The sequence below is a fragment of the Allobosea caraganae genome (assembly GCF_003351345.1).
Classification (GTDB): Bacteria; Pseudomonadota; Alphaproteobacteria; order Rhizobiales; family Beijerinckiaceae; genus Allobosea; species Allobosea caraganae.
The window spans coordinates 60,783-84,287 of sequence record NZ_QQTO01000007.1 but is presented as its reverse complement, the minus strand read 5'-3'; the positions used below and the strand labels follow the sequence as shown (position 1 = coordinate 84,287).

Below are 23,505 nucleotides of genomic sequence, written 5' to 3'. Positions count from 1 at the left end.
GCCCGGGAGTGCCGCAACGGGCCATGGTTCAGCTGAATCGATACTTGCTAGCCGCCTCAATACCCAATCGAGCGCCACTTCAGTTCAGATGTACGCGAAAGCATGACGCAACGTCTTCGTTGACGAGAACTGGCTCGCTCAAGCTCCGTGATGGGACGGTCACCGTCACCCGCAAGCGAAGATCGGAACTTATCTGCGCAGACACTCCCGCTAAGACGAGCCTGCACCAATTATATGCACGAAGCATTCGATGGCATATCTCCCATCAATACTTATAGATGGCAGAGCATATCCAATACAGAACAACGATGTCCATTTAGGCAATCTGCCCCGACATCTCATCTCAAGCGCCAATCATGCTCCTTGAACGCCGCCGGTTTCCCCGACAAGCTACATTGACGCGTAAATTCAAGCATTTGGGCGCATGTCTTGCTGATATAGGTCGACGATACCAATCAGCCGCGGGGCGAATACGCCACGTGGCGGCATCCGGACATGCCCTCGCTATTGATTGGCTGTGTAGGACGATCTGCCGCACGTGCGGACTGCGAGGATCGGTGGCGATATTCGATCTTGCCGAGAGTGATGCGGCCATCCTTAGCCGCGACGCGGAGTTCTGCGTCGTCGGCAGCGGGCTGGCGGGGCTGATCATCGCCTGGCGGCTGGCCAGCGCCGGGCGCCGCGTCGTCATTCTCGAAAGCGGCGAGCGCCAGCCGAACCGCCAGTTGCCCGTACGCGAGGCCCTGAACGGCTCGTCACGGCATGCGGGCATGATTTCGGGCGAATATCGCGGGCTCGGCGGCGCCTCCGCGCATTGGGGCGGGCGGCTCATCCCGTTGACCTCGCACGACATGCTGGCGCGGCCCCATGCCGCGATCGAGGCCTGGCCGCTCTCCCCCGCCGATCTCGGCCTCTATACGCCGCTGACCGAGACCTTGTTCAAGATCGACCACAGCTCGTTCGAGGCCGATTCCGCCGCCTCGCCGCCGCTGCCAGCCGCCGGAAGCATCGATGCGGACGTGGTTCGCCGCTTTCCGAAGACGCCGCGCTTCTCCAACCGCAACCTCGCCAAGGCGCTCGGCGTGCAGTTGCAGGGCCAGGGGCGGATCGAGACCTGGCTCAACGCCTCGGTCTGCGACCTGGTGCTCGACCGGGAGCGCGGCCGGCTCGCCGCCGTCATCGCGGCGAGCCCCAACCGGAAGCGGCTGGAAATACGGGCGAAAACCTTCTTCTTCGCCGCCGGCACCTTCGAGACGACGCGGCTGGCGCTCCATCTCGACCAGATCTCGGACGGGCGGGCCTTCGCCGGCTGCGAGGCGCTCGGGCGCTTCTTCCAGGATCACCTGCGGGTGGAGCTCGGCCAGCTCGCCATGCGCGATCCCTTCCTGACCAACCGGCTGTTCGGCCAGCGCCTGACGAGGTCGACGCGGCGCAGCATCCATTTCGAGCTCTCTCCCGCCGCGCAGCAGGAAGACGGCATCGCCAGCGCCTATATCGACATCCGCATCGCGCCCGCCCCGGACTCGCCGCTCAACGCCCTGCGCAGCCTGGGGCACCGGGTGCAGGGCCACCGGAGCGCGAAGTCAAATCTCGCCTCCATCAAGCAGTTGCTCGACCCGGGCTTCCTGGCCAGCGCCGCACTCTGGCGACTGAAATACCGGCAGCTTTACCTGCCGCCGGACATGTCGCTCTTCGCCGACCTGCGGATCGAGCAGGCGCCGCACCGGCAGAACCGGCTGCAGCTGGCGCAGCAGCGCGACGGCCTGGGCATGCCGGTGCTGGCGCTGGATTGGAGCCCGACCGAAGCGGACGAGCACACGTTCCAGGCCGCCCACAGGCGCTTCCGCGCCTATTGGACCCGCGCCGGGTTCGACGAGATCTGCCCCATCGCCTGGCCGGAAACCGCTGCCGGCGAACCGGCCCGCTTCATCGAACGGAGCGAGGATACGCTGCACCCGGCCGGCTCGACCCGCATGGGCACGGACCCCCGCGCCTCGGTCGTCGATCCCTTCCTCCGCTGTCACGGCGTCGCCAATCTCAGCCTGGTCAGCGCATCGGTATTTCCAAGTTCCGGCAGCGCAAACCCGAGTTTAACACTGCTTCAACTTGCGCTCCGCGCCGCGGATATACGTCTCTCCCAATAGACACCGCCGCACACGCCAAGCTCAGCCCAGATTCCTCCGTATAGCTTGCGCGGGCGCGACTCGTGCACCGCGCTTCACCTGCACTCTCAAAAGACCTTTTCCAATTTCAATTGGCTATTCCCGGGCCGAATTTGCGATCGTCTTTCGACTCGTCGTCCACAAAACTACGACTCGCAAATAAAAATGGCACCTACCGCCATCTCCGGCGAATCCTGCATAGATTATAATCAATCCCTAAACCGAAAGATCAATTGGCCCGGGAGTTGCTAAGAATTCGATAACCAAATGATCGCGGTTTCAGAGTTCAGCGTCCGGGAGTCAATCGATGGCGGACTATAGTGCCAACTATCAGATGCCGGATACGTTGGGGCGGGAGCTCGTCCTCACCGAGCGTTTCCCTCACCCGATTATCAGCGTCCAACTCGCCGCCCTTGAGGCAGCGGCCATTATTGCTGTGGCAGCAGGCTCGCAGGCGTTCTACACGATCGCCTTCTGGGGCCAGCCGGCCAATCTCGACGTCGCCTTCGGCCTCGGCCTCGTCGTCGCGGCGCTCTACGTGCTGATCGCGCATGCGCGCGGGCTCTATCGTTCGCCCCGCATCCTGGCGAGCCGCGCTGCGCTGCCCGACGTGACCACGTCATGGTTCACCGCGGTGCTGATCGCCGCGATGTCGGCCTTCCTGCTCAAGATCGGCGACCAGTTCTCACGCGCCGTCGCCATCGCCACCTGCGGCGGCGGCCTGGCGACGCTGACGGCGGCGCGCATCCTCACCGCCTCGGCGGTCAAGTCCGGCATCAGGCTCGGCACCTTGCCGCCGCGCCGGGCGATCGTCTTCTTCGACCCGGTGACCGGACCCGACGAATTGCTCGCGGCGCTCGCGAGGCAGGGCCACCGCGTCATGCGCTGCCTGCCGCTGCGCGATGCCGCCGGCCGGCCCGAGACCGATCTCCCCGAAAAGATCTCCGACCTGGTGCGGTCCGAGCAGGTCGACGAGGTCTTCGTGACCTCGCCGATCCCGAACGCCGAGGGGTTCGACGCGCTGATGGCGCAGTTGCGGCGCCTGCCGATCGGCGTGCGCTTCGTGGCGCCGCCGGAGATGCGGCCGCTGCTGCAAAAGCCGATCCTCGATTGCGGGCCGCTCAAGACCTTTGAATTGCAACGGCCGGCGCTGCGCTCGCATGAGCGGGCGGTCAAGCGCGCGCTCGACATCACCGGGGCGCTGATCGCCCTTGCCTGCCTGTGGCCGGTGCTTGCGATGGTCGCTCTTGCGATCAAGCTCGACAGCCGCGGGCCGGTGATCTTCGCGCAGGATCGGACGGGCTCCAACGGCCGCATCTTCCGGATCTTCAAGTTCCGCAGCATGCGCACGCTGGATAACGGCCCGGTCGTCCGGCAGGCGCGGCGCGGCGACCCGCGCATCACCGCGGTCGGGCGCTGGATCCGCTCGACCAGCCTCGACGAGCTGCCGCAGTTCATCAACGTGCTGAAGGGCGACATGTCGCTGGTCGGCCCGCGCCCGCACGTGCTCGCGCATGACAGCCAGTACAGCGCGCTCATCGCCGACTATGCGCTGCGCCACCATGCGAAACCGGGCATTACCGGCTTCGCCCAGGTCTCGGGCCTGCGCGGCGAAACCGAGACGCCCGAGTTGATGGCCCGGCGCGTCGAGGCCGATCTTTGGTACATCGCCAATTGGAGCCTGTGGCTCGACATCAAGATCCTGTTCCGGACTGTCGGCGTCATCACGAACATCTCGAAGGTCTACTAGCGAGACCTCCGAGATGCGGATCGCGATGCGCGATTACCGAATTAACGACTTACGATCCTGTTCATATTGCGATTGATGCCTTGGCCAATTCGGTCTCAGAAGGGGCGAGATCTATGAAAATCTGTGTGATCGGCCTGCGCGGATTTCCAGGCGTGATGGGAGGCGTCGAGACCCATTGCGAGCAGCTCTACCCGCGGCTGAAGGCGATGCGCCCATCCGACGAGATCGTGGTCTTCGGCCGCAAACCCTATTTGCCCGGGCGGGAGACAGTGCACCAGGGCGTCCGCGTCGTGCCGCTCTACGCCGCCCGCAACAAGTATTTCGAGGCGATCAGCAACGCGTTCGTCGCCGTCCTCCATGCCCGCTTCAAGATCCGGGCCGATATCGTGCATATCCACGCGATCGGGCCCGCGCTGGTGGCGCCGCTCGCCAAGCTGCTCGGGATGAAGGTGATCGTCACCCATCACGGCGACGACTATCGCCGGGCCAAGTGGAACGGCATCGCCAAGGCGGCCCTGCGCGCCGGGGAGTATCTCGGCATGCGCTTCGCCGACCAGGTGATCCCGGTATCGCAATCGGTCACGCGCCGGCTTCGGCAGAGCTTCCCGGATCGCGCGGTCGCGCTGCAGCACATTCCCAACGGGGCCAACCATAGTCAGGGCGCGGGCTTCGCGCCGGCAGCGCTGCACCAGGACGTGGTGACGCGCCATCGGCTCGAGCACATGCGCTATGTCGCTTGCGTCGGGCGGCTGGTGCCGGAGAAATGCTTCGAGGACGTGATCGCGGCGTTCGAGCGCGTCCCGGACCTCGACCGGCTGGTGATCGCCGGCGGCGCCGAGCCCGACAGCCCCTATCTCAGGAAGCTCAAGGCGATGGCGGGCGACCGGGTGATCTTCACCGGCCCGCTGCCGCGCCCCGATGTCGAGACGCTGCTGGCGCATGCGGCGCTGTTCGTGCTGCCCTCCTCGCACGAGGGCCTGCCGATCGCCGCGCTGGAGGCGATCGCAGCCGGCGCCCCGACGCTGCTCAGCGACATCGAGCCCAATCTCGATATCGGGCTGTCCGCGCAAAACTATTTCCGGCTCCACGACGTCGATGAGCTCGCGGCGAAGATGCGGCAGGACCCGGACCAGTTCCGCATTGGCCGCGACCTGCTGCGGCGCTATGACTGGAGCGCGATCAGCGTGCAGACCAGCTCGGTCTATGACCGGCTCACGCTCGTGCCCGCCTGAGATGAGGGCCAAAGACGCTTGAACGCTCCCCCGCACCGCATGCCCATGGCAAACGACAAGAAGCGCATCGTCTTCGTCATCAACTCGCTGACCGGCGGTGGGGCGGAACGGGCCATGACCAACCTGCTGGCCTTCGCCCGCGACGACCTTGCCAATGACGACGTCCACCTCGTCCTGCTCGACCAGGAGCCGGAGCGGCACGAGGTCGATGCCTCCGTGCAGAAGACGACGCTGAATGCCCGCCACAGCCTGCTGCCCAGCCTCGTGCAACTGCACGGCGCCCTGAAGCGGCTGCGCCCCGACGTCACCGTCAGCTTCCTGACCCGCTCGAACTGCGCGAACGTGGTCGCCTCGGCCCTGCTGCGCCGCCCCTGCGTCATCAGCGAGCGGGTCCATACCAGCAGCCATTTCGGCAAGCGCCTCGCGAGCCTGGGCAGCCGGCTGATGGTGCGACTGCTCTACCCTTGGGCGGATCACGTCATCGCCGTGTCAGGCAACGTCAAGCAGGACCTGGTCGAGAATTTCGGCGTTCCGGCCGAGCGCATCTCGGTGATCGGCAACGGCATCAGCACCGACACGATCGCGGGGCGCGCAAGCGAGGCGCCTGCAATCGCGCTGCCGGACACGTTCATCGCCGCGGCCGGGCGACTGGTGCCGACCAAGAACTTCGCGCTGCTGATCGAGGCCTATCACCGCTCCGGACTGCCCTTCCCGCTCGTCATCCTCGGCGAGGGCCCGGAGCGGCCGAAGCTGGCCTCGCTGGTCGAGACGCTCGGCCTCGGCGGCCGCGTGCTGATGCCGGGCTATGTCGCCAACCCCTACCCGGTGATCAGGCGGGCGCGGATGTTCGTCTCGTCCTCGAACGCGGAAGGCTTCCCGAATGCGCTGGTCGAGGCGATGGCGCTCGGCTGCCCGGTGGTCGCGACCGATTGCGAGGCGGGGCCGGCCGAGATCCTGGATTCGGCCGAGCGCGCCGATCAGGAGCCGATCGTCGCGCCCTATGGCATCCTCGTCCCGGTGAATGCGCCGCAGGCGCTGGCGCGCGCCATGCAAATGATGGCGGAAGAGCCGATGCGGCTGAGCTTCTCGCTCAAGGCCAGGCAGCGCGCGGCCGATTATGCCCCCGATCAGGTGGTGAAACGCTATATGGCCGTCCTGGGAACAATCCTCTACAAGGCTGAGACGACGCCGGCTGCGGCAGACGGCAACGTGTTCCTCGGCCCATGAGATCGACGCCATGACAGCCACCCGCTCGGTACCGCGGCGCGCCATCGCCCGGCCCTGCTGATGAACCAAGCGGTTGGCCGTGAAACCTGGCTCGGGCGCTGTCTCGGCCGGATCGCCCGCGCGCTCGACCGGCACGCCGAAGCGCTACGCGTCGCTGCTGCGCTGCTCGGCCTGGTGCTCGCTGCGATCGTGGTCTTCAGCACGCTCTCGCCGCTCGCCTTGCGGCCAATGCTGACGAGCGATGCCGATGTCGAGCGCTTCCTCGCCTTTGCGGGCGTGGCCGGGTGTTTCGTCTTCGCTGCGCCGAAGCGCTGGCTGCTGATCCTGGGGCTTGCGGTCGTGCTCGGCGCCGGGCTGGAGGCCGCGCAGAACCTGCGCCCCGACCGGCATGGGCTTTGGCACGATCTCGACTGGAAGGCGGCCGGCGCCTGCTTCGGCACGGCCCTGGCGCTTGCCTCGCACGCCCTCCTGCGCCGCCTGGCGCGCCCGGAACGGCGCGACTGAGCGCCGCCCGCGCGCTCAGCGCTTCTGCATGCTGACGGCCAGATCGATGATCGGATCGGCCGACCAGGCAACCGCGTTGCCGCCGGCGGAACGGATGGAGCGGCTGATCGTCCGCTTGTAGTCGAGCCAGGATCCGATCACCTCGCGGCAGCGCCCGCACATGACGAGCGCCTCCTCGGTGATAGGAGTGGGAAGTTCAATCGACGGGGAACCACATTTTCGGCAAACAAAACCTGCGTCGCCTTGAGGCATCTTCATGGAATCCCCCGCACTCAGCGTGCTTCGACGCAATTCAGATCTGAAACAACCCAGCAATATTCAGGCCAGATTCACGAAGATCATTGGCGCCCCAGATCGTAAGCGATGCACCTCGCCCGCGGCGGCGCGGGCAAGCGGCCATTCCCTTTGCGGGGCCGGCCGAACGGCAGCCTGGAGCCGGGATTCGAGCAGGTAACGCTTGATCAGCGCCTATCACGGTAGAAAAGGCCATTAGATTGTTGAAAAAGGACATGATTCGAAGCGTTGCCGTAACTGTTTCAACCTTCCATTCACCAAATCGTCCCAGGATATGATGCATCCCGTTAGGTTACCCATCACCCCAACCGCTGCCTGTCGGTTCCGCGCAGCGAGAGAGAATAAAATGCTGGTCTTTCTGGTCGCTTGTAACGTGCTGACGGGCATCGCTGTGGGTTTGGCCTTTCGCGCCCGTGCGATCGTCATCGCCGCGCCATTGATGGCGGCGTCCACGCTCGCCTTCCTGCTGGTCAATGGCTTTGGAACGATCGAGGCGCTGCTCTGGACCGGCCTATGCTTGTTCCTCAGCCAGCTCGCGTTCCTTCTCGTCACGGTGCTGGAGTTCCGGGCGCCGAGGACGCGCAGCGCGGAGGCGCCGCATGTCGGCCTCAGCAAGACCCCCGAGGCCTGAGACCGTTTGATATTTCTACTGGCGCGGCCGTCTGACGTGGCCGTCTGCGCTTTCGGTGCTCACGTACAAACATACGCTCCGCTCCGGTTGCCGACAGCCACACCAGACGCCTCACGCCAGCGAAGTCTCGAACGGTCTCTGAGTGGCGCCGACGCACTCAGGCGGCGGCGGATTCCTTCACGTTCCGGTACTTCAGGTAGTAGGAGTTGTGATAGTACTTGCTGTCGAGATCGTCGTACTGCTTGAGCTTCTTCATATCGACGCGGTTGAGCACGACGCCGAAGAGCTTGTCCGCCAGGCCGTCCGACATCCGAACCGCCCGCTCTAGGATCTTGATGGTGGTGACGCCCCAGCGGGCGACGAGCAGCATGCCATCGACCATGCTGAGCGCCGCACGCACGTCGACGACGGGCGCGAGCGGCGCGAAATCCAGCACGATATAGTCGTAGAGCGTCGCCTGCTGGGCGAGCAGCTCGTGCATGCCCTTGCTGCTGAGGACGTCGAAGCTGTCGGCCTCGGACTCGACCGTCCGGCCCGGCAGGAAGTGGAGGTTCGGGTGCGAGGCGTTCCACCAGACCGCCTGGCTCAGGATCTCCGGCCGCTCCACGACCTCGACGAGGCTGAGCTGCGGGTTGGCCGTCAGCAGCATCGACAGCTTGGGATTGCGCAGGTCGGTGTCGATCAGCAGCACCTTGGCGCCGCCGCCGGCGATCAGGTGGGCGAAATTCGCCGCGATCGTCGATTTTCCCTCGTTGGGCAGACAGGACGAGATGCCGATGATGCGGCAGCGCCCGCCCGGTATCGTGAGGTCCGCGGCGATCTTGATGCTGCGGATCGTCTCGGAGAAGCGCGAGAAGCGCGCGCTCTCGACGACGGAGAGAATGCCCTCGCTCTTGAACTGGCGCTCGACCGGCTCGACCTTGATGCGGTTGGACGAGAACCAGCGCTTCCGCTTCGGCTCCCGGATCTGCAGGGCCGGGAGGATGCCGAGGCAGGGCGCGCCCGTCGCCTCGGCCAATTGGTCGCCGGTGCGGACGGCGCGATCGAGCAATTCGCGGAACGCCGCCAGCGTGGTCCCGACCGCGCCGCCGGCCGCCAGCATGATCGCCAGGATCAGCAGGGTCTTGGGCGCGGCCTTGTCGCTCGGCGGGTTCGCCATGGCCGCGACGCGGGCCTCGACCGTCGGGAAGGATTGCTGCTGGACCGTCTGGATGTAGCGCTGCAGGAAATTGTCGTAGAGCGCGCGATAGGTGCTGACATTGCTCTCCATCTCGCGGACCTTGGCGTACATCTCGGCCGCGCCGACGTTCTTGGGGTCGGCCTTGAAGGCGGTCAGCGCCTGGTCGGCCGCGACGGCGCGCTGGCCAAGCTCCTCCAGCCGGGTCTCCAGCCATGAGCTGGCGCGCTGGATCGCGCCGAGCCGCCCGGCGATGATGTCCTCGATATAGGCGTCGGAGAGAGCGTTCACGATCTTGGCCGCCTTGGCGGGATCGAGCGAGGTGAACGAGACCTCGATGATGTAGCTCAGCCCGACCCGCTTGGCGTCGAGCCGCTTCTGGAAGCTGTCGAGGACGGCCTGCCGGCTGGGGCGCACGTCGTCGCCGGCGGACGGGCCGTAGCCGAGATAGTTGATCACGACCTCGAGCGCGGAGGATGGCTGCACGCTGGTGAATTCGGGATCGGTCAGGAGCTTCAGGTCGTCGATGACCTTGCTGGCGATCCGCTCGGAGCCGACCAGCTGGACCTGACTCTCGACTGTGCCGACATCGACCGGAGCGCCAGTGAAGAGTGAGTCTTTTTGAAACAGATCGAGCCGGCGCGGATCGATGATGATCTGTGAAACGGCGCGATAGCTCGGCGGCGTCAGTAATGCGTAAGCCAGTCCGCACAGCCCGAAGAGCAGGATACTGCCGGCTATCAAATATTTCTGCCGAGCCAGCAAAGCTATGACGTAGGATATGTCGAGGAATGACACGGCCCCGCGGTCCTGCATCGATTCCGTAACCAGCATCGGCTTGAAATGCTCGTTGGCTTTCAGCATTGGTATCTCCATGCGCACTAAGCCGCCAGGCTTTCGATGGCTCGACGCGAATAACGTCTAGCAAGATGCATGCCGCAGCAGTTAGGTTGACCGCCTCCTGTTCTTTTTGCCGTCGCAGCGTCAGCGTCGCAAAAGCCTGCGCGCGGGAGCGCTCGCAAGACGCGCGGAAGCGCGCATGATGACCTTAGGTAATCGCCTTATTGCGCCACGCCGAAAAACCCTTCGGCAGCCACGGCCCACTTCTTGCTTTTCGAATTGCGGCGAGGTTTTTTGTTGGAGTTGCGCCAGTGGATATCGTGCATCTCTACATCCCGTCTTTCGCCGGTGGCGGCGCGGAGCGGATTTTCGTGCGCCTCGCCAACCACTTCGCCGGCTCGGGCCTGCGCACCCGCTTCATCGTCAACCGCCGCCACGGCCCATTGCAGGACCTGCTGTCGGACAAGGTCGAGCTGGTCGAGCTCAGCGCCCGCCGCAGCCGCAACGCGCTCGGCCGGCTGACCCAGTTCCTGCGGCGCGAAAAGCCCGGGCTCGTGGTCGTCGGGCTGACCTTCAACAACCTGACCGCGCTGCTCGCGTGCCTGCTGTCGCGCAGCAGCGCCAAGCTGGTGATCTGCGAGCGCAACCAGCTCTCCTTCGTCCTCGCCCAGTCGAACCCGCTGCGCCGCCTGGCGGTGCACGGCCTGATCCGCCTGCTCTACCCGCGCGCGCATGCCGTGACGGCGGTCTCCGGCGGCGTCGCCAAGGACGTCGCCAGGATCGCCGGGATTCCGCTCTCCGAGATCACGGTCATCCCGAACCCGCCGCCGGACGAGCAGGACATCGCGTCGGCGCGCGCCGCCGCCCCACCCCATCCCTGGTTCGCCGAGCAGGGCCCGGTCATCGTCGCGATCGGCCGGCTGGTGCGGCAGAAGCGCTACGACATCCTGATCGAGGCGCTGGCGCAGGTTCGCCAGACCAAGCCGGCGCGGCTGATCATTCTCGGCGAGGGCCCGGAGCAGGCGGCGCTGACGGCGCTGGCGCAGACGCGCGGCGTCGCCGATACGGTCCATTTCACCGGCTTCGCCATGAACCGGCTCGACTATCTGGTGCGGGCCGACCTCTACGTGCTGAGCTCGGAATATGAGGGCTTTCCCAATGCGCTGATCGAGGCGATCGCCTGCCTGGTGCCGGTGGTGAGCACCGATTGCGCCGGCGAAGGTCCGCGCGAGATCCTCGGCCCGTCGCTGGAACACGCGCTGGTGCCGGTGAACGACCCCGCCGCACTGGCGGAGCGCATGGTCGCGGAGTTGCAGGCGCCGGTCGCGGCCGAAGCGCTCGAAGCCATCGCGCGGCGGTATTCGCTGCAGAGCGCGGCGGATCATTACCTGCGACTGGCCACCTAGCGAGGCTGCCATGCTGAAGGCGTTCGACTATGCCTATGCCGTCTTCGGCCTGTTCTACATGGCGGAAGGCTTTGCCGGGCTGCTCTCCGCCGGCGCCGAGGAGGCGGCCGATGTCGGCTCGCCCGGCCTGCGCAATCTCGGCATCGCCATCGGCCTGATCGCCCTGCTGCGGATCATCGCCAGCCTGCCCGCGCTCAAGGAGACGCTGAACCGCTGCTGGCCGATGCTCGTCCCCGTTCTCGTGACCCTGCTCTCCATCCTGTGGTCGGGCGATCCGGAGCTGGCTTTCCGGCGCAGCTCGGCGCTGGTGCTGACCACGTTCTTCGGGCTTTTCCTCGCCATCCGCTTCGATGGGCGCCAACTGGTCAACTGCCTGCTGGCGAGCCTGCTGATCTATTGCGCCGCCAGCGCCTTCCTGATCGTCGCCATCCCCAGCATCGGCGTGCACACGGCGGCCGACACGCGCTTCTACGAGCATATCGGCGCCTGGCGCGGCCTCTCGCCCTTCAAGAACGATTTCGGCCGGATCGTCGCCTTCGCTGCGCTGGTCTTCGGCGTCGTGGCCTTCACCCGCCCGCGCGGCAATCTCGGCCTCATCGGCTGCGCCGTGCTGGCGGTCGGCCTCGTCGCGGGCTCGCATTCGGGACAGGCGATCTCGCTCCTCGTCCTGTGCGCTCTGGCGCTGGCCTATCTTCTCGCGCTCGGCAAGATGTCGCCACCGACGCGCGCAGCCTTCCTAGTGATGTCGCTGCCAAGCGCGGTCTTTCTCGTCGTGGTCGGCGACAGCGTGGTGGCGCTGGCGCTCGAGGCGCTCGGCAAGAACCCGACCCTGACCGGACGGCTCGACATCTGGCCAGCGGTGATCGAGGCCCTGCACGGCAATCTGCTGCTCGGCGGCGGCTACGGCTCGGGCTGGAAGACGCTGGTCAACGACAAGATGCAGGAGCTCCTCGGCCGCGAGATCGGCCATGCCCATAACGGCTATCTCAACCTGATCGTCGATATCGGCATCTTCGGCCTGCTCAGCGTCCTGTTCGCCCTCTTCGCGCTCGGGCAGCGCGTCTACACCGCCTTGTCGAGGCAGGGCAGCACGGAGCTCGTGCTGATGGGGGCGCTGACCATCATCTTCATGCTGCTTGGCAACTGGGTCGGCTCGTTCCTGCTCAAGTACAACACGGTCTTCTGGGTCCTGTGCGTCTACCTCATTTGCGAGTTCGGCCGCCAGGAGCGCCCCACGGTCATGCTGGTCCGGCGGGTGGCCGATTACGGTCGCTTTATTGGACCCGTACCGGCGTCAGCAAGGGCAAGCTTGGCGGCCCGGAGGACGCGGCCCTGACGTGACCGCCGGCCAGGTCAGGCGAGCCGCACGGCCCGCCATGCCTCGCAAGGATAGCCGGCCCCAATTTAGAGCGGACGCCGCAGCCGTTTCATTGACCACACCACAGTTACGTGAGCCTTCACATAACCACCCTAAGGACGGGCCGTGATACTTAGCCGGTTCTATTGACCTAGAGTCATCTATGGCGAATTGCCCATAAACTCATCAGTGATATTTATTGTTGTGCCTCAACCGAGTCACCAAGGTCGAAATCTGAAACAATATAGTTATATTTAGCCTCAGAACGACGGCAAAGACACGGCAGCGTGATACCTTTCCTTACGGCCTCGCGCGCATTGCTCAAACGCATCCATCTCTTTGGAGGTAATCCCCCGGACGGATGCCGCGGCGGGCTTCCAGCTGCTTCCCAGCGGAAATATTATTTCCCCAAGACAGCGCCCCATCCTTAAAGTCAAATTCGCACGAAACTTGATCGTTAAAAGCTTACCTTTGGTAAGCGATCGAACGCCTTTCGTATAATTTGCCTTCCGTATCGTCATAATTTACCTTTGCCCCAAAGCATTTGCCAAAGTAACTCGGATTCATCAGGAAATTAGAATAAAACATTCAATTGAATTAATATGTACTTCGAAATGTTTTTAACAATAGCGTCATTTAATCTGGCATCCCTCGGCAGAAATCAAAGCTGGCATGCATTACAAACCGCTAGGAAATGAGCGAGAATTATGCATAACTTACTCTTAGCCAGATGAGAGACATTTCCAGCAAGATTGCGGTGAAAATTGCGGCTAACTCTTAATCCTCTCGGGAGAGGCATCAATGAGTGGCGTTCCTACAATATTGATAGAACATAGCACCCTATTTCGGGAAGGACTCGGCAAGCTGCTGGCGAGAACGGGCTTTATCGTGACCGCGACCGTAGCAAGTGCCGATGAGATCGACGGTGAGATTTCGCCTGAACCAGAGCTCATGATCCTGGGCACCGGTGAAAGCGATTCCGGCCTGGAAAAGAACATCCGCAGACTTCGGGAGCGCTTTCCAAATTCGCGTCTCGTCGTCCTTGCCGATCAGTATAATTCAGATCAAGTCCACACCGCCTTTCGCATGTCCGCGCGCGGCTACCTGATGAAGACGATCAACTGTTCGACCCTGATCAAGTCGCTCGAACTGGTCATGCTCGGGGAGAGCATCTTTCCCTCCGCGATCCTGACCCGGATGGCCGACGAGCATGGGCTGGATATCGAGATCGAGGACGAGATCGCCGTCGAGGAGCCGCCGATCCTGCACTCATCCCGTTCGCTCTCCGCCCGCGAGATGCAGATCCTGCAATGTCTCGTGCGCGGACAGTCCAACAAGATGATCGCCCGCAACCTCGACATCGTCGAGGCGACGGTGAAGGTCCACATCAAGGCGATCCTGCGCAAGATCCACGTGCAGAACCGCACCCAGGCGGCGATCTGGGCGGTCAACCGCCTGGACCCGCCTCCCGCGATCCTGGACGGCCACAGCGCCATGGACGCCCATGGCTCGGCCTTCAAGCTGACGCGGGTGCACATGGCGCCGTAAGGCGCGTGAGAGCATGATGCCGAAAAGTGGGCACCGGTTTTCGGGCGACATCATGCTCTAACTCTTGGATGAGAGACGGATTCAGATTCCGGCTCTAAGGCCGGCCCCGTTTCCGGGGCCGGCTCTTCTCATTCCATCGTCACAGGTAGAGCTTGCGCAAGCTGGCGGCGATCGGCGTCCAGTCGCCGATCGCGATGGCCATGTCATGGGCGCTGGCCGCCATCGCGCTCCAGGCCTTCGGCGAGACCAGTGCGGCCTCGGCGAAGGACAGCGCGACGGCCGCCGCCGTGAGGTTGCGGATCACGATGCCGGCCCCTGCGGCCTGGAGGGCCTGGGCAAGGCCGGTCTCGGTCGAGACGATCAGCGGAAGCCCCGTCAGCGCCGCCTCGAGCGCGGCGATCGGCACGCCGTCGAAGCGCGAGGGCTGCACGAAGAAGTCCCAGTCCTGCATCCGGCGCTGCTTCTCCGCGCCAAAGCACGGCCCGTGGATGTCGACGGCGTCGGCAATGCCCGAGGTGTTGACCATCGCTGCGATGACGTCTCGGGCCGGGCCGGTGCCGATGAGCACGAGGCGGCCGGGGCCACCCTCGCGGCGATAGAGGGCGAAGCCCTCGACGAGGAGGTCGAGCCCCTTGTGGACGATCTCGTAGCGACCGCAGAAGCCGAAGGTCGGGAAAGCCGCGAAGGAGGCGACACGGCGCGGCGCTGGCGGCGCACCGTCGAGCGCGCTGGAAAAGGCGGCGTTGGGGATCACGCAGATGCGGGCGCGCGGCGCGAGGCGGCGGATCACGTCTGCCTCGGCTTGCGACACGGCCTGGACGAAGCGGGCGCGCTCGATGGCGCGACGCTCGATCAGCCTGAGGTAGAGCGCCGACTTCCAGTTCGCGACACGGCCCCGCGCGTCGATGACGTGGGAATAGCGGCCATGGACAGTGATGCCGAAGGCGAGGTTGCGCCGGGCCAGCTCCCGCACGAGCGAGAGCAGCAATGGCTGCCGGGCGGTGTGGATGTGGAAGATCGTATCGGGACCGGCGCCGGCGGTCAGCGCGGCGACGGCCTCTGGCACCATGGCGACGGGATGGCCCATGATCCTGGGGCCGTCGAGCGGCAGGATCAGCGTCGGCAGGTCGAAGGACTCCGCCTCGCCTGCCATGTCCTGCTGCCGCAGGAAGATGATCCGGGCATCGTCGCCGGCGGCGACCTGCTCGCGCGCGATCCGGCCCGCGACATGGTGGATGCCATTGGCGGCCGAAGGGTGCGGGCTGACGTCGTCGATGATGACATGGCGAATGTCGAGCCGCCGGCGCGCGCCGGCCGACGCGACGACGCGCAGTACGGGGCGTGGTCTAGACAACAGGTTGGCGCCCATCTGCGATCATCCTCGACAGGATCCATTGCGACGCGATCAGCCGCACGAAGCTCGACGCCAGGACGGCACCGCAGGCGCCGGCGACTCCGAAATGCGTGGCAAGCGGCAGGAACAGCGAGAGCGCGGCGAAGGTGCCGAGCCCGTTGATGAGGAGCGCGAGGCGGGCGGCGTCGACCCCGTGCATGTAGGAGCAGACCATGTCGGCCGAATAGCCGAGCAGCGCGCCGGCGGCGAGGATGCGGATGGGCAGGACCAGCCCGGCATAGGCCGAGCCCGCGCCGTAGAGCAGGTGCAGCACGAGCTCGGGGGCGACCAGCAGCACGCCGTAGCAGAGCAGGATCGGCAGCGCCCCGGCCAGGGCATAGGGCCGCGCCGCCAGCCAGGCGGTGCCGTAGCCATCCTGGAACTTTCGCGCCGCCGTCTGCGGAATGACGTTGCAGAGGCCGAGCAGGATCGGGTTGGCAAGGTTGATGACGTTGTGCGCCGCCTGGAAGGAGGCCGTCGCGGCCGCGCCGAACAGGGCGGCGAGCCCCCAGAGGAAGAGCTGTATTCGCGATGCCCCGGTCAGGTTGTTGGCGAGCGACCAGCGCCCGAGCGACCAGAAATCGGCCATCGTCGCGCGCAGGCGGCGCAGGTCGCGGAAATCGGCTCTGACCTGCCAGTAGTTCACCGCGAGCGCGACGCTGGAGGCCAGCGCCAGGGCGTAGAACACCTCGGCAAGGTCGACTGGCCCGTGCTGCAGCAGGAGCAGCACCAGGGCGACCTGCCCGAGACAGCCGATCAGGTCGCCGATCAGTGCGTCGCGATGGCGGAACTCGGCGAAGAGGCCGCGCCGCAGCGTTTCCTGCACCTGCGCAACGAAGAAATAGAGCAGCAACGGCACCAGCAGGTCGGCGCGGCCCATCAGCACGAGCCCTGTTCCGACGAGCAGCATCAGCGGCAGGCACAGGCCGGCGAGCAGGACGAGGCTGCGGCCGATCAGCTTTTGCCGCTCGTCCTCGGCCAGGACGGTGCTGCGGATCGACATCGGATAGAAGATCAGCGAGCTGTTGATCAGCTGGACCAGCATGAGCGTGCCGAGCACCAGCGCGAAGGCGCCGTATTCGGCCGGCGGCAAATGGCGCGCCAGCACGATGTTGAGCAGGAACGCCCCAAGGCTGACGACGCCCTGGTCGATCACCGTCCAGGAAGACCGGAGCAGAGAGGACCGGAGCAGGTGCGCGCTAACCCGCATGGGCGAGATTCGCCGAAGCGCTCCCGGTCGTCGCATCAGGCTGCGGGAGACTGGGGGCCGCGCTCTGCTCGCGCAGATCGCCATAGGCCCAGTCGAGATAGGCGGCCGTCTCGCGCATTCCCGCCGTGAAGTCGTAGCGCGGGCGATAGCCGAGCAGGCGCACAGCCTTCTCGCTGCTGGCATGGGCCTGCGAGCGGTAGAGCGCCAGCGCCTGCGGGTCCGGCAGGTAGCGCATGCCGAAGCGCCGCCCGCCGCCGCCGAAATAGACGCGCGTCACCAGGTCGTAGAGCGGCTTCGGCAAGGCGTCGTAGCCGGCCTGCAGGGCCTGGCGCGCCGTCGGCCAGCGCACGACGATCTGGATCAGCCGCTTCGGATTGGCCAGCACCATCTTGAGGTCGTGCATGAAGCCGTGATTGTTCTTCGCGATCGCGTCGGCCGGCCAATAGGACGGCTTGTTGGCGCGCACCGCCTCGGCGATCGCCTCATAGAACGAGGCCCAGATCACCGGCTCCGGCCCGGTCATGATGAAGCGCTCGCCCTTGGCTTCGGGGCGCTGCGCCGCGAGCACCAGCCCATCGACCAGATCGTCGATATAGACCGCGTTGCACAGCCCCTCGCCGAGATCGGGCAGGATGACCTCGCCGGTCAGCAGCATCTCGGCCGGAGCGTTGGTCCAGGGCTTCGAGAACGGGCCGTAGACGATCGAGGGCTGGACGATGCTGGCGTTGAGCCCCTCCTCGCGCGCCGCCTTGAGCACGCGCGCCTCGAGGTCGAGCTTGGTCCGGGCATAGATCCAGGAACGGTCGCCGTCACGGGTCTCCTCGGTCAGCACGCCGTCGGGGAAGGGCTCGTAGACCGAGAAGCTGCTGACATAGACGAAGCCCTTTGCCTTCTCGCGTTGGGCGGCCTCGATCAGCCGCTCGAGCCCGTCGAGGTTGAGCGTGCGCGCGCGCAGGTCGTAGGCGCAGTGAAAGACGTAGTCGGCGCCCTTTGCGGCGCGGTTGACCGCCTCGGCATCGTCGAGCCGGCCATGGACGATCTCGACCGGCAGCCGGGCAAGCCGCGTCGCCTGGCCGAAATTGCGGATAAGGCAGCGCACGCGCACGCCTTGCTCGACCAATCGCTCGGCCAGCCGGCCGCCAATGAAGCCGGTGGCTCCGGTGATCAGCGCAGTGCTGCCTGCGGGCAGCTTCGGCACGTCGCCATTTGCGCCGGTCGAAGGCCGGGCCGACTGCCAGGGCATTTCGAGCGTTTCCCGCGCGGCGTAGCAGCGCTCGATCAGCCCCACCGAGCGCAGGCCCTCAGTCCCGGTTATCCCCTTGGCCGCATCGCCGGCGACGCTGGCGCGGAAATCGCGCAGCTCGCCATCGAACAGCTCGGGAAAGAGCTGCATCGGCATCTCCGCCGGCGAGTGCCCCTCGTGCTGGAAGGAAAGCGCGTTGGGCGAGCCGGCCAGGACGAGGTTCTTCGCCAGATGGACCTCGGCGAAACCTTCCGTGCCCTCGATCAGGATCGTGTCGCGCAGGTCGCGCGTGCGGCTGAGCTCGACGCGGCCGGTGGCGCCCGAGGCCATCCGGCACTCAAGCAGGCAATCGGCCTCGACGCCGTGGCCGGCATCGTCGCGGTAGGTCAGCGAGGCGACGTCGCCAAGCCACCAGAGCATGAGGTCGAGCGTATGGGCGCCGGTATCCATCAGCACCCCGCCGCCGGCGAGGTCGCGCCGCAGCAAGGCGTCGGAGCTCGTCGCCCAGTTGAAGACAAAGCCCTCGCGGATGCTGAAGCGCTTGACCTCGCCCAGCACGCGCGCCTCCAGCAGCGCCTTGAGCCAGCGTGCGACGTGGAGATAGCGCCTGAGCAGGCCGACCCTGAGCGAGAGGCCGCCGGCCTCGGCAGCGGCGATCATGGCGCCGCCTTGCTCCGTGCTCACCGCCAGCGGCTTCTCCATGAAGAGGTGTTTGCCGGAAGCGAGCAGGTCGAGGCCGATCGGCCCGTGCAGGACATGCGGCACGGCGACGATGGCGGCGTCGAACTGATCGGCCACCTCGCGCCAGTCGCTCGCCTTGGCGATGGTGCGGCCCTTGCCGCCGAGCTTGCCGGCAGCGAGCGCTATGCGCTCGGGCGAGCGGTCGACCAGAACGCTCGGCAGCCAGCCGATGCGCCGGAGCGAGGGCAAGATGTGGTGATCGACGACGGCGCCGCAGCCGATAATGGCCAGGCGCGCGGAATCTTGGCGGGCTGAATCGTGCTGGGTCATGCAGGCGTCCCTCTCTGCATATGGGGGGCGGCAGCGATGCGCGTCTTCACGGGCGCGGATCGGGTTTGCGGCAGGCTGAGCACCCGCTCGTATTCGGCGAAGGCGCGGCTTGCGGCGCTCTCCCAGGTGAATTGCGCGGCGACGCGCGCTTTGGCGTGGCGTCCCATCTTGGCGAGGGTGACCGGCGCCCGCGCGAAGCGGCCAACCGCATCGGCGAGCTGTTCGGCATTGCCGGCCGCGACCAGCCGGCCGCTGCGCTCGTCGATCTGATAGGGAATGCCGCCGACATTCGAGGCCAGGACCGGCAGGCCGTAGGACATGGCCTCAAGGATCGCCAGCGGGAAGGTGTCGGCCAGCGTCGGGAAGACGAAGAGGTCGGAGCGCCGGAACAACGCCGCCACCTCGTCATCCGACAACCTTCCGGTCACGACGATCTGCTGATCGGGCCGGCGCGGTGCGGTTGCCAGGCTGTAGTCGACCTCGGCGCGCGTCTCGCCGCCGACGATCAGCTGGTAGGGACAGTCGAGCTGCGAGAAGGCCGAGAGCAGGACGGGCAAGCCCTTGTTCGGCGTGTGGTTCGCCAGGAACATGCAGGTGATCCGGCCCTTGCTCGGCTCGGCGATGCCGAGGCGGGCATAGATCGCCTTGTCGCCAGCGGGATCGGCGGGGCGCGGCTGCGGCACGCCGTTGGGAACGACCGCGAGTGCCTCGCCAGCAAAGCCCATCTGCCGGGCGATCTCCTTGTCGGCCGGCGAGAGCGCGAAGATCGCAGCGGCGTGCCGGACGGCCCAGGAGACCGGCTCCGTCACCAGAGCCTTCCAGACCAGCCGCTTCGGCAGGCCGAAGCCGTAGATGCGCTCGCCATTGGCGATCTCGTTGAAGCCGTGGGTCGAGATCACATAGGGCACGCCGGCGCGGCGGCAGGCGCGGGCGATCCGCGCCATTTCGAGCGCCGGCATCGGATTGTGCAGGTGCACGAGGTCGAAGCCGCCGGCCTCGATCAGGTCGGGAATGTTCGAGCGGTAGAACAGCGTGCGGTAGCGGTTGGGCACGCGGCGCCAGGGCAGCAGCGGCGGCAGGCTCACTTTCACGGGCACGCGACGCAGCTTGCCTTCGTCCGGACCCGTCTGCGATGCCATCATGTTGGCGACGGTGACCTCGCAATGCTCGGCAAGCGCGAGGCTGAGCTGCTCGCCGGCACGCCCGGCGCCGCTGACCGTCAGATGTGGCGGGGCCACGATGGCTGCGAGCACCCTGATCATCGATATTTCGCGGTCAGCGCCTCGGACAGGTCGGGCGCACGCCAGAGGTCGCTCAGGGCGTCGTCGATGGTGAATTCGGGCTCCCAGCCGAAAAGCTGGCGGATCTGGGTGGTGTCGGCGGCGAGGAAGGGCCGGTCGACGGCGCGGACGCGATCGCTGTCCTGCTCCAGCGCGAAGCGGATCTGGGCGATGCCGCGCAGCTTGCTCAGGATCTCGTCGACAGAATAGGGGTGCGAGGTGCCGAGATTGACGGTGACGGTCGCGCCCGGCTCCAGCCCGGCATCGGTCGCGATGGTGGCGAAGCCCCGCGCCGCGTCCTCGACATGGATGTAGTCGCGCTTCGGCCAGCGGTTGCCGAGCTTGAGCGTGGTGCGGCCGGCCTTGAGCTGCGCGACGATCTCCGGCAGCAGGTGCGGATTGGTCTCGCCCGGGCCGACGACGTTGAAGAGCCGGACGACGACGGCCGCGAGCGAGCGCTGCTTGGCGAGGTAGCGGACATAGTGCTCGCCATGCAGCTTGTTCAGCCCATAGACGTCGTTGGGCTCCAGCGCGGCGGTGCCCTCGCAATGCGGCTGGGTGTCGGGCTTGTAGACCGCGCCGCTACTGGCATAGACGAAGCAGCAGCCCTCCGGCGCGGCGAGCAGCAGGTTCATCACGCCGACCACGTTGGTCAGCAGGGCCTTGGCCGGCTCCTGCTCGCATTCCGGAATGTAGTGGATCGCCGCCAGGTGGATGATCGCATCCGGGCGGAAATCGGCGACCAGCTCGGCGATGGCGCGCTGGTCGGTGATGTCGACCCGCTCCAGCCGGATGCGCTTGAGCTCGTCGTCCGAGAAGCGGACCTGGCCGTAGCGGATATTATCCGCGATGCAGATCTCGTGGCGCCCGTAGAGCTGGCGGGTGACCTGGCGGCCGACATAGCCGTTGCCGCCAGTGATCAAAATGCGATCGTGGCCGTTATTCAATGTTACCTCCGTCGAAGCGAGGTCGGGCAAAGCTCAATCAAATGCTGCGTAGTATTTGCGGAACTTCCGGGTGGACGAAGCGCCGAAGAAGCTGTGGTAGCTCTGGTATTTGGCCGGGTTGACGCCGGTCAGCACGATGCCGTTGACGCGCACGGCAGCCTCGCGCAGCCGCTTCAGCGCGGCTGAGACCGTCGACTTGGGCGTGTCGTGCCAACGCACGGCCTGGATGACGATGTCGGCGACCTGCGCCAGGATGAGCGAGTCCGCCACGAGCATGACCGGCGGCGCCTCGATGAGGATGACGTCGAATTTCGAGCTGGCCTCCCGGACCAGATCGCCGATGGCGGCGTTGGCGAAGACCGCCCCGCCCTCGGACAGGCCGGTCCGGCGCTGGATGACCGAAAGCGGGGCCATGGACTCGCCGGCAACCAGCGGCAGGCTGCTGCGCAGGCTGGCGTTGCGGCGCTGAAGCACCGGCAACGGCTCGCCGCGCCGGCTCTCGAGGAACTGGCGGCGGCTCGACGCGTCGGCGACCATGTCCTCCAGCGCCGGCCGGTTCTCGCGGGCGGGCTCGCTGCGCGGCGACGCGTCGATGATGAGGACGCTGCGGCCCATCTCCATCAGGCTGAGCGCCAGGGAATCGACCACGAGCGACTTGCCTTCTCCGGGCAGCGCGGAGGTGACGAGCACGGTTTTCGCGCTGGTCTGGAACGCGGTCAGGCCGGTGGAAGCGGCGATCGCCCGCATGGTCTCGCGCCGCGCCGCGATGTCGAGCCGCATCGCGGTGCCCGAGGTCGCCGCGATCAGGCCCAGGCACGGGCAATCGGTCTCCGGCAGGACCTCGTCCTCGCGCCGGAAGCCGGTGTCGCGGCGTTCGAGCAGGAAGGCGAGACCGGCCCCCAAAGTCGCCGCCCCCAGCAGGGCGAGGCCAAGGACGAGGGAGGCCTTCGGGCCCGAGGGCGTATCGATCGGCTCGGCCGCGATCATGACCTGCGCGGCGACCGGCTTGAGATCCGAGAGCGCCTGAGCCTGGACGTAGCTGTCGCTCAGCGTCTTCAGGCGGTTGCGGATGGCGTCGGCCTTGCCCTGCAAGGTGCGCAGCTCGGCCTCGCGCGACTTGTTGTCGATCAGCGCGAGCTTGGCCTTGCGGGCACTGGCTTCGAGCCCGGCCTCGAGCTTGCGGGCATTGTTGACGTCCTCGGAGATGGTGGTGACGGCCTTGCGGACCTCCTCGCGCAGGCGGCTCTCGGTCTCGTCGAGCAGGGCCCTGGCGCGCTCGACATTGGGATGGCGCTCGCCCGACGCCGCAACCAGCTCGGCGACCTGCCGGCGCGCGGTCTCGCGGCTCTCGCTCAGGCGCTGGATCTGCGGCAGCGCCGCGATATCGGGCGGAATGGTGCCGTCGGCGACGGCGCGCGTGGCACGCTCCAGCCGCGCCTCCTCATTCAGCCGCGCCAGCGAGGCGCCGTTGGCCTGGCTGACGATCTCGCGCATCTGCTGCTGTTGCAGGGCCCCGCCATCGCTCGACGTGTCGATGATGTCGTAGGCGGCGCGGTAGTCGGAGGTGGCGCTCTCGGCCGCCTCCAGAGCCGTGCGCGCCTCCTTGATCTGGGCCGCGTACCATTCGCTCGCCCGGCGCGCTGCGGCGAAGCTCGTCTCGCTGCGGTTCTTCAGGTAGGTGTCGACGAAGAGGTTGGCGATCTCGGCCGCCCGCTTCGGATCCTCCGCAGTGTAGCCGATGTCGATCAGGTAGGAGCGGCTGTCGTTGCGCACCGTGAGGTTGCGCATCAACTGCTGGATCTCGTGCTCGCCGGCCGGCGGCGTCCCGCCGCGCTCGGCCGCCAGCTTGTCGGCCACCTGCCTGGCGATCGCCCGCGAGCTGATGAAGCGGGCCTCGGTCTCGACCAGGGCCGAGAGGTCGAAGGACAGCCCCCCGCCCTGCCGGCCGTTGCCGGTCTGGTCGTCACGGCCGAAATCGACCTGGACGAGCGCGTTCGAGGTGTAGCGCTTGTCGCTGCGCAGCAGCACGACCAGGGCTGCGAGCGCCGCCAGCGCCATCAGCGCGAGGATCATGCGCTTGCGCCGCCACAGGGTGAGCATGGCGCTGTAGCCGACGCTCTCGAAATGCCGCCGGACGGCGCCTTCCAGCCGGATCGGATTTTGAAAGGCCCAGTTCATCTGTTCCACGATCGTCCCGTGAGAGGGTTGTTCGACGCGCTTCGATGCGGTGATTGGACGGGGTTACGCAGGTGCATGGAAGCTGTGCGCTGGGAGTAATCCTATTGCGCTGCGG

Annotated in this window: 17 protein-coding genes; 9 read left to right on the top strand and 8 right to left on the bottom strand. The window is 66.3% G+C overall.

Translation table 11 applies throughout. The features are described 5' to 3' along the window. Positions 1 to 557 precede the first annotated feature (557 nt). From DWF00_RS03090 to DWF00_RS03070, 5 genes are all read left to right on the top strand, one after another. Positions 558 to 2,144 (top strand): GMC oxidoreductase, encoded by a 1,587-nt coding sequence (locus tag DWF00_RS03090; protein WP_181832710.1) that lies wholly within the window; start codon positions 558 to 560, stop codon positions 2,142 to 2,144. 325 nt (positions 2,145 to 2,469) lie between these two features. Then, a complete protein-coding gene (locus tag DWF00_RS03085) occupies positions 2,470 to 3,912 on the top strand; it encodes an exopolysaccharide biosynthesis polyprenyl glycosylphosphotransferase (protein WP_114829951.1) in 1,443 nt (480 codons plus the stop codon). Positions 3,913 to 4,025: 113 nt separating this feature from the next. Then, entirely contained in the window at positions 4,026 to 5,144 is a 1,119-nt protein-coding gene (locus DWF00_RS03080; protein ID WP_114829950.1) for a glycosyltransferase family 4 protein, read from the top strand. A 45-nt stretch (positions 5,145 to 5,189) separates the two neighbouring features. Continuing rightward, complete coding sequence (locus DWF00_RS03075; protein WP_181832709.1) at positions 5,190 to 6,371, top strand: glycosyltransferase; 1,182 nt, start codon at positions 5,190 to 5,192, stop codon at positions 6,369 to 6,371. 60 nt (positions 6,372 to 6,431) lie between these two features. Beyond that, positions 6,432 to 6,875, top strand: coding sequence for a hypothetical protein (locus DWF00_RS03070; protein ID WP_114829948.1), 444 nt, complete (start codon positions 6,432 to 6,434; stop codon positions 6,873 to 6,875). 15 nt (positions 6,876 to 6,890) lie between these two features. Here the strand turns inward: DWF00_RS03070 and DWF00_RS28970 are convergent, their stop codons facing one another. Then, on the bottom strand, positions 6,891 to 7,133 hold the full coding sequence (locus tag DWF00_RS28970; protein ID WP_147283721.1) for a hypothetical protein: 243 nt from the start codon (positions 7,131 to 7,133) through the stop codon (positions 6,891 to 6,893). Between the two features lie 382 nt (positions 7,134 to 7,515). On the opposite strand from DWF00_RS28970, the gene DWF00_RS03065 reads away from it, so the two are divergent. Then, the gene (locus DWF00_RS03065; protein ID WP_114829947.1) at positions 7,516 to 7,800 is read left to right on the top strand and encodes a hypothetical protein; all 285 of its coding nucleotides are present in this window, start codon (positions 7,516 to 7,518) and stop codon (positions 7,798 to 7,800) included. Between the two features lie 157 nt (positions 7,801 to 7,957). On the opposite strand, the gene DWF00_RS03060 is transcribed toward DWF00_RS03065, so the two are convergent. Further along, positions 7,958 to 9,841 carry a Wzz/FepE/Etk N-terminal domain-containing protein gene (locus tag DWF00_RS03060; RefSeq protein WP_181832708.1) on the bottom strand — a complete coding sequence of 628 codons (1,884 nt, stop codon included), beginning with the start codon at positions 9,839 to 9,841 and terminating at the stop codon, positions 7,958 to 7,960. A 287-nt stretch (positions 9,842 to 10,128) separates the two neighbouring features. Here DWF00_RS03060 and DWF00_RS03055 point away from each other — a divergent pair, with 287 nt between their 5' ends. The 3 genes from DWF00_RS03055 to DWF00_RS03045 all read left to right on the top strand — a co-directional run bounded on the left by DWF00_RS03055 (position 10,129) and on the right by DWF00_RS03045 (position 14,128). Continuing rightward, positions 10,129 to 11,223 (top strand): glycosyltransferase, encoded by a 1,095-nt coding sequence (locus tag DWF00_RS03055; RefSeq protein ID WP_147283720.1) that lies wholly within the window; start codon positions 10,129 to 10,131, stop codon positions 11,221 to 11,223. Between the two features lie 10 nt (positions 11,224 to 11,233). Continuing rightward, positions 11,234 to 12,559, top strand: a complete 1,326-nt coding sequence (locus DWF00_RS03050; protein WP_114829944.1) for an O-antigen ligase family protein — start codon at positions 11,234 to 11,236, stop codon at positions 12,557 to 12,559. An 822-nt stretch (positions 12,560 to 13,381) separates the two neighbouring features. Further along, the gene (locus DWF00_RS03045; protein WP_114829943.1) at positions 13,382 to 14,128 is read left to right on the top strand and encodes a LuxR C-terminal-related transcriptional regulator; all 747 of its coding nucleotides are present in this window, start codon (positions 13,382 to 13,384) and stop codon (positions 14,126 to 14,128) included. Between the two features lie 139 nt (positions 14,129 to 14,267). Here DWF00_RS03045 and DWF00_RS03040 read toward each other — a convergent pair whose 3' ends face one another. Genes DWF00_RS03040 through DWF00_RS03015 form a run of 6 tightly spaced genes read right to left on the bottom strand, consistent with a single transcriptional unit; the run spans position 14,268 to position 23,390 of the window. Next, entirely contained in the window at positions 14,268 to 15,497 is a 1,230-nt protein-coding gene (locus DWF00_RS03040) for a glycosyltransferase family 4 protein (protein ID WP_114829942.1), read from the bottom strand. Then, the gene (locus DWF00_RS03035) at positions 15,475 to 16,731 is read right to left on the bottom strand and encodes an oligosaccharide flippase family protein (RefSeq protein WP_181832706.1); all 1,257 of its coding nucleotides are present in this window, start codon (positions 16,729 to 16,731) and stop codon (positions 15,475 to 15,477) included. The genes DWF00_RS03040 and DWF00_RS03035 overlap by 23 nt, the downstream gene beginning before the upstream one ends. Then, positions 16,721 to 18,985: an NAD-dependent epimerase/dehydratase family protein gene (locus DWF00_RS03030; protein WP_114829941.1), complete on the bottom strand. Its 2,265-nt coding sequence runs from the start codon at positions 18,983 to 18,985 to the stop codon at positions 16,721 to 16,723. The genes DWF00_RS03035 and DWF00_RS03030 overlap by 11 nt, the downstream gene beginning before the upstream one ends. Next, positions 18,982 to 20,247, bottom strand: a complete 1,266-nt coding sequence (locus tag DWF00_RS03025; protein ID WP_114829940.1) for a glycosyltransferase family 4 protein — start codon at positions 20,245 to 20,247, stop codon at positions 18,982 to 18,984. The genes DWF00_RS03030 and DWF00_RS03025 overlap by 4 nt, the downstream gene beginning before the upstream one ends. Further along, positions 20,244 to 21,212: an NAD-dependent epimerase/dehydratase family protein gene (locus tag DWF00_RS03020; RefSeq protein ID WP_114829939.1), complete on the bottom strand. Its 969-nt coding sequence runs from the start codon at positions 21,210 to 21,212 to the stop codon at positions 20,244 to 20,246. The genes DWF00_RS03025 and DWF00_RS03020 overlap by 4 nt, the downstream gene beginning before the upstream one ends. Positions 21,213 to 21,245: 33 nt before the next feature. Continuing rightward, positions 21,246 to 23,390, bottom strand: a complete 2,145-nt coding sequence (locus DWF00_RS03015) for a GumC family protein (RefSeq protein WP_114829938.1) — start codon at positions 23,388 to 23,390, stop codon at positions 21,246 to 21,248. Between the last annotated feature and the right edge of the window lie 115 nt (positions 23,391 to 23,505).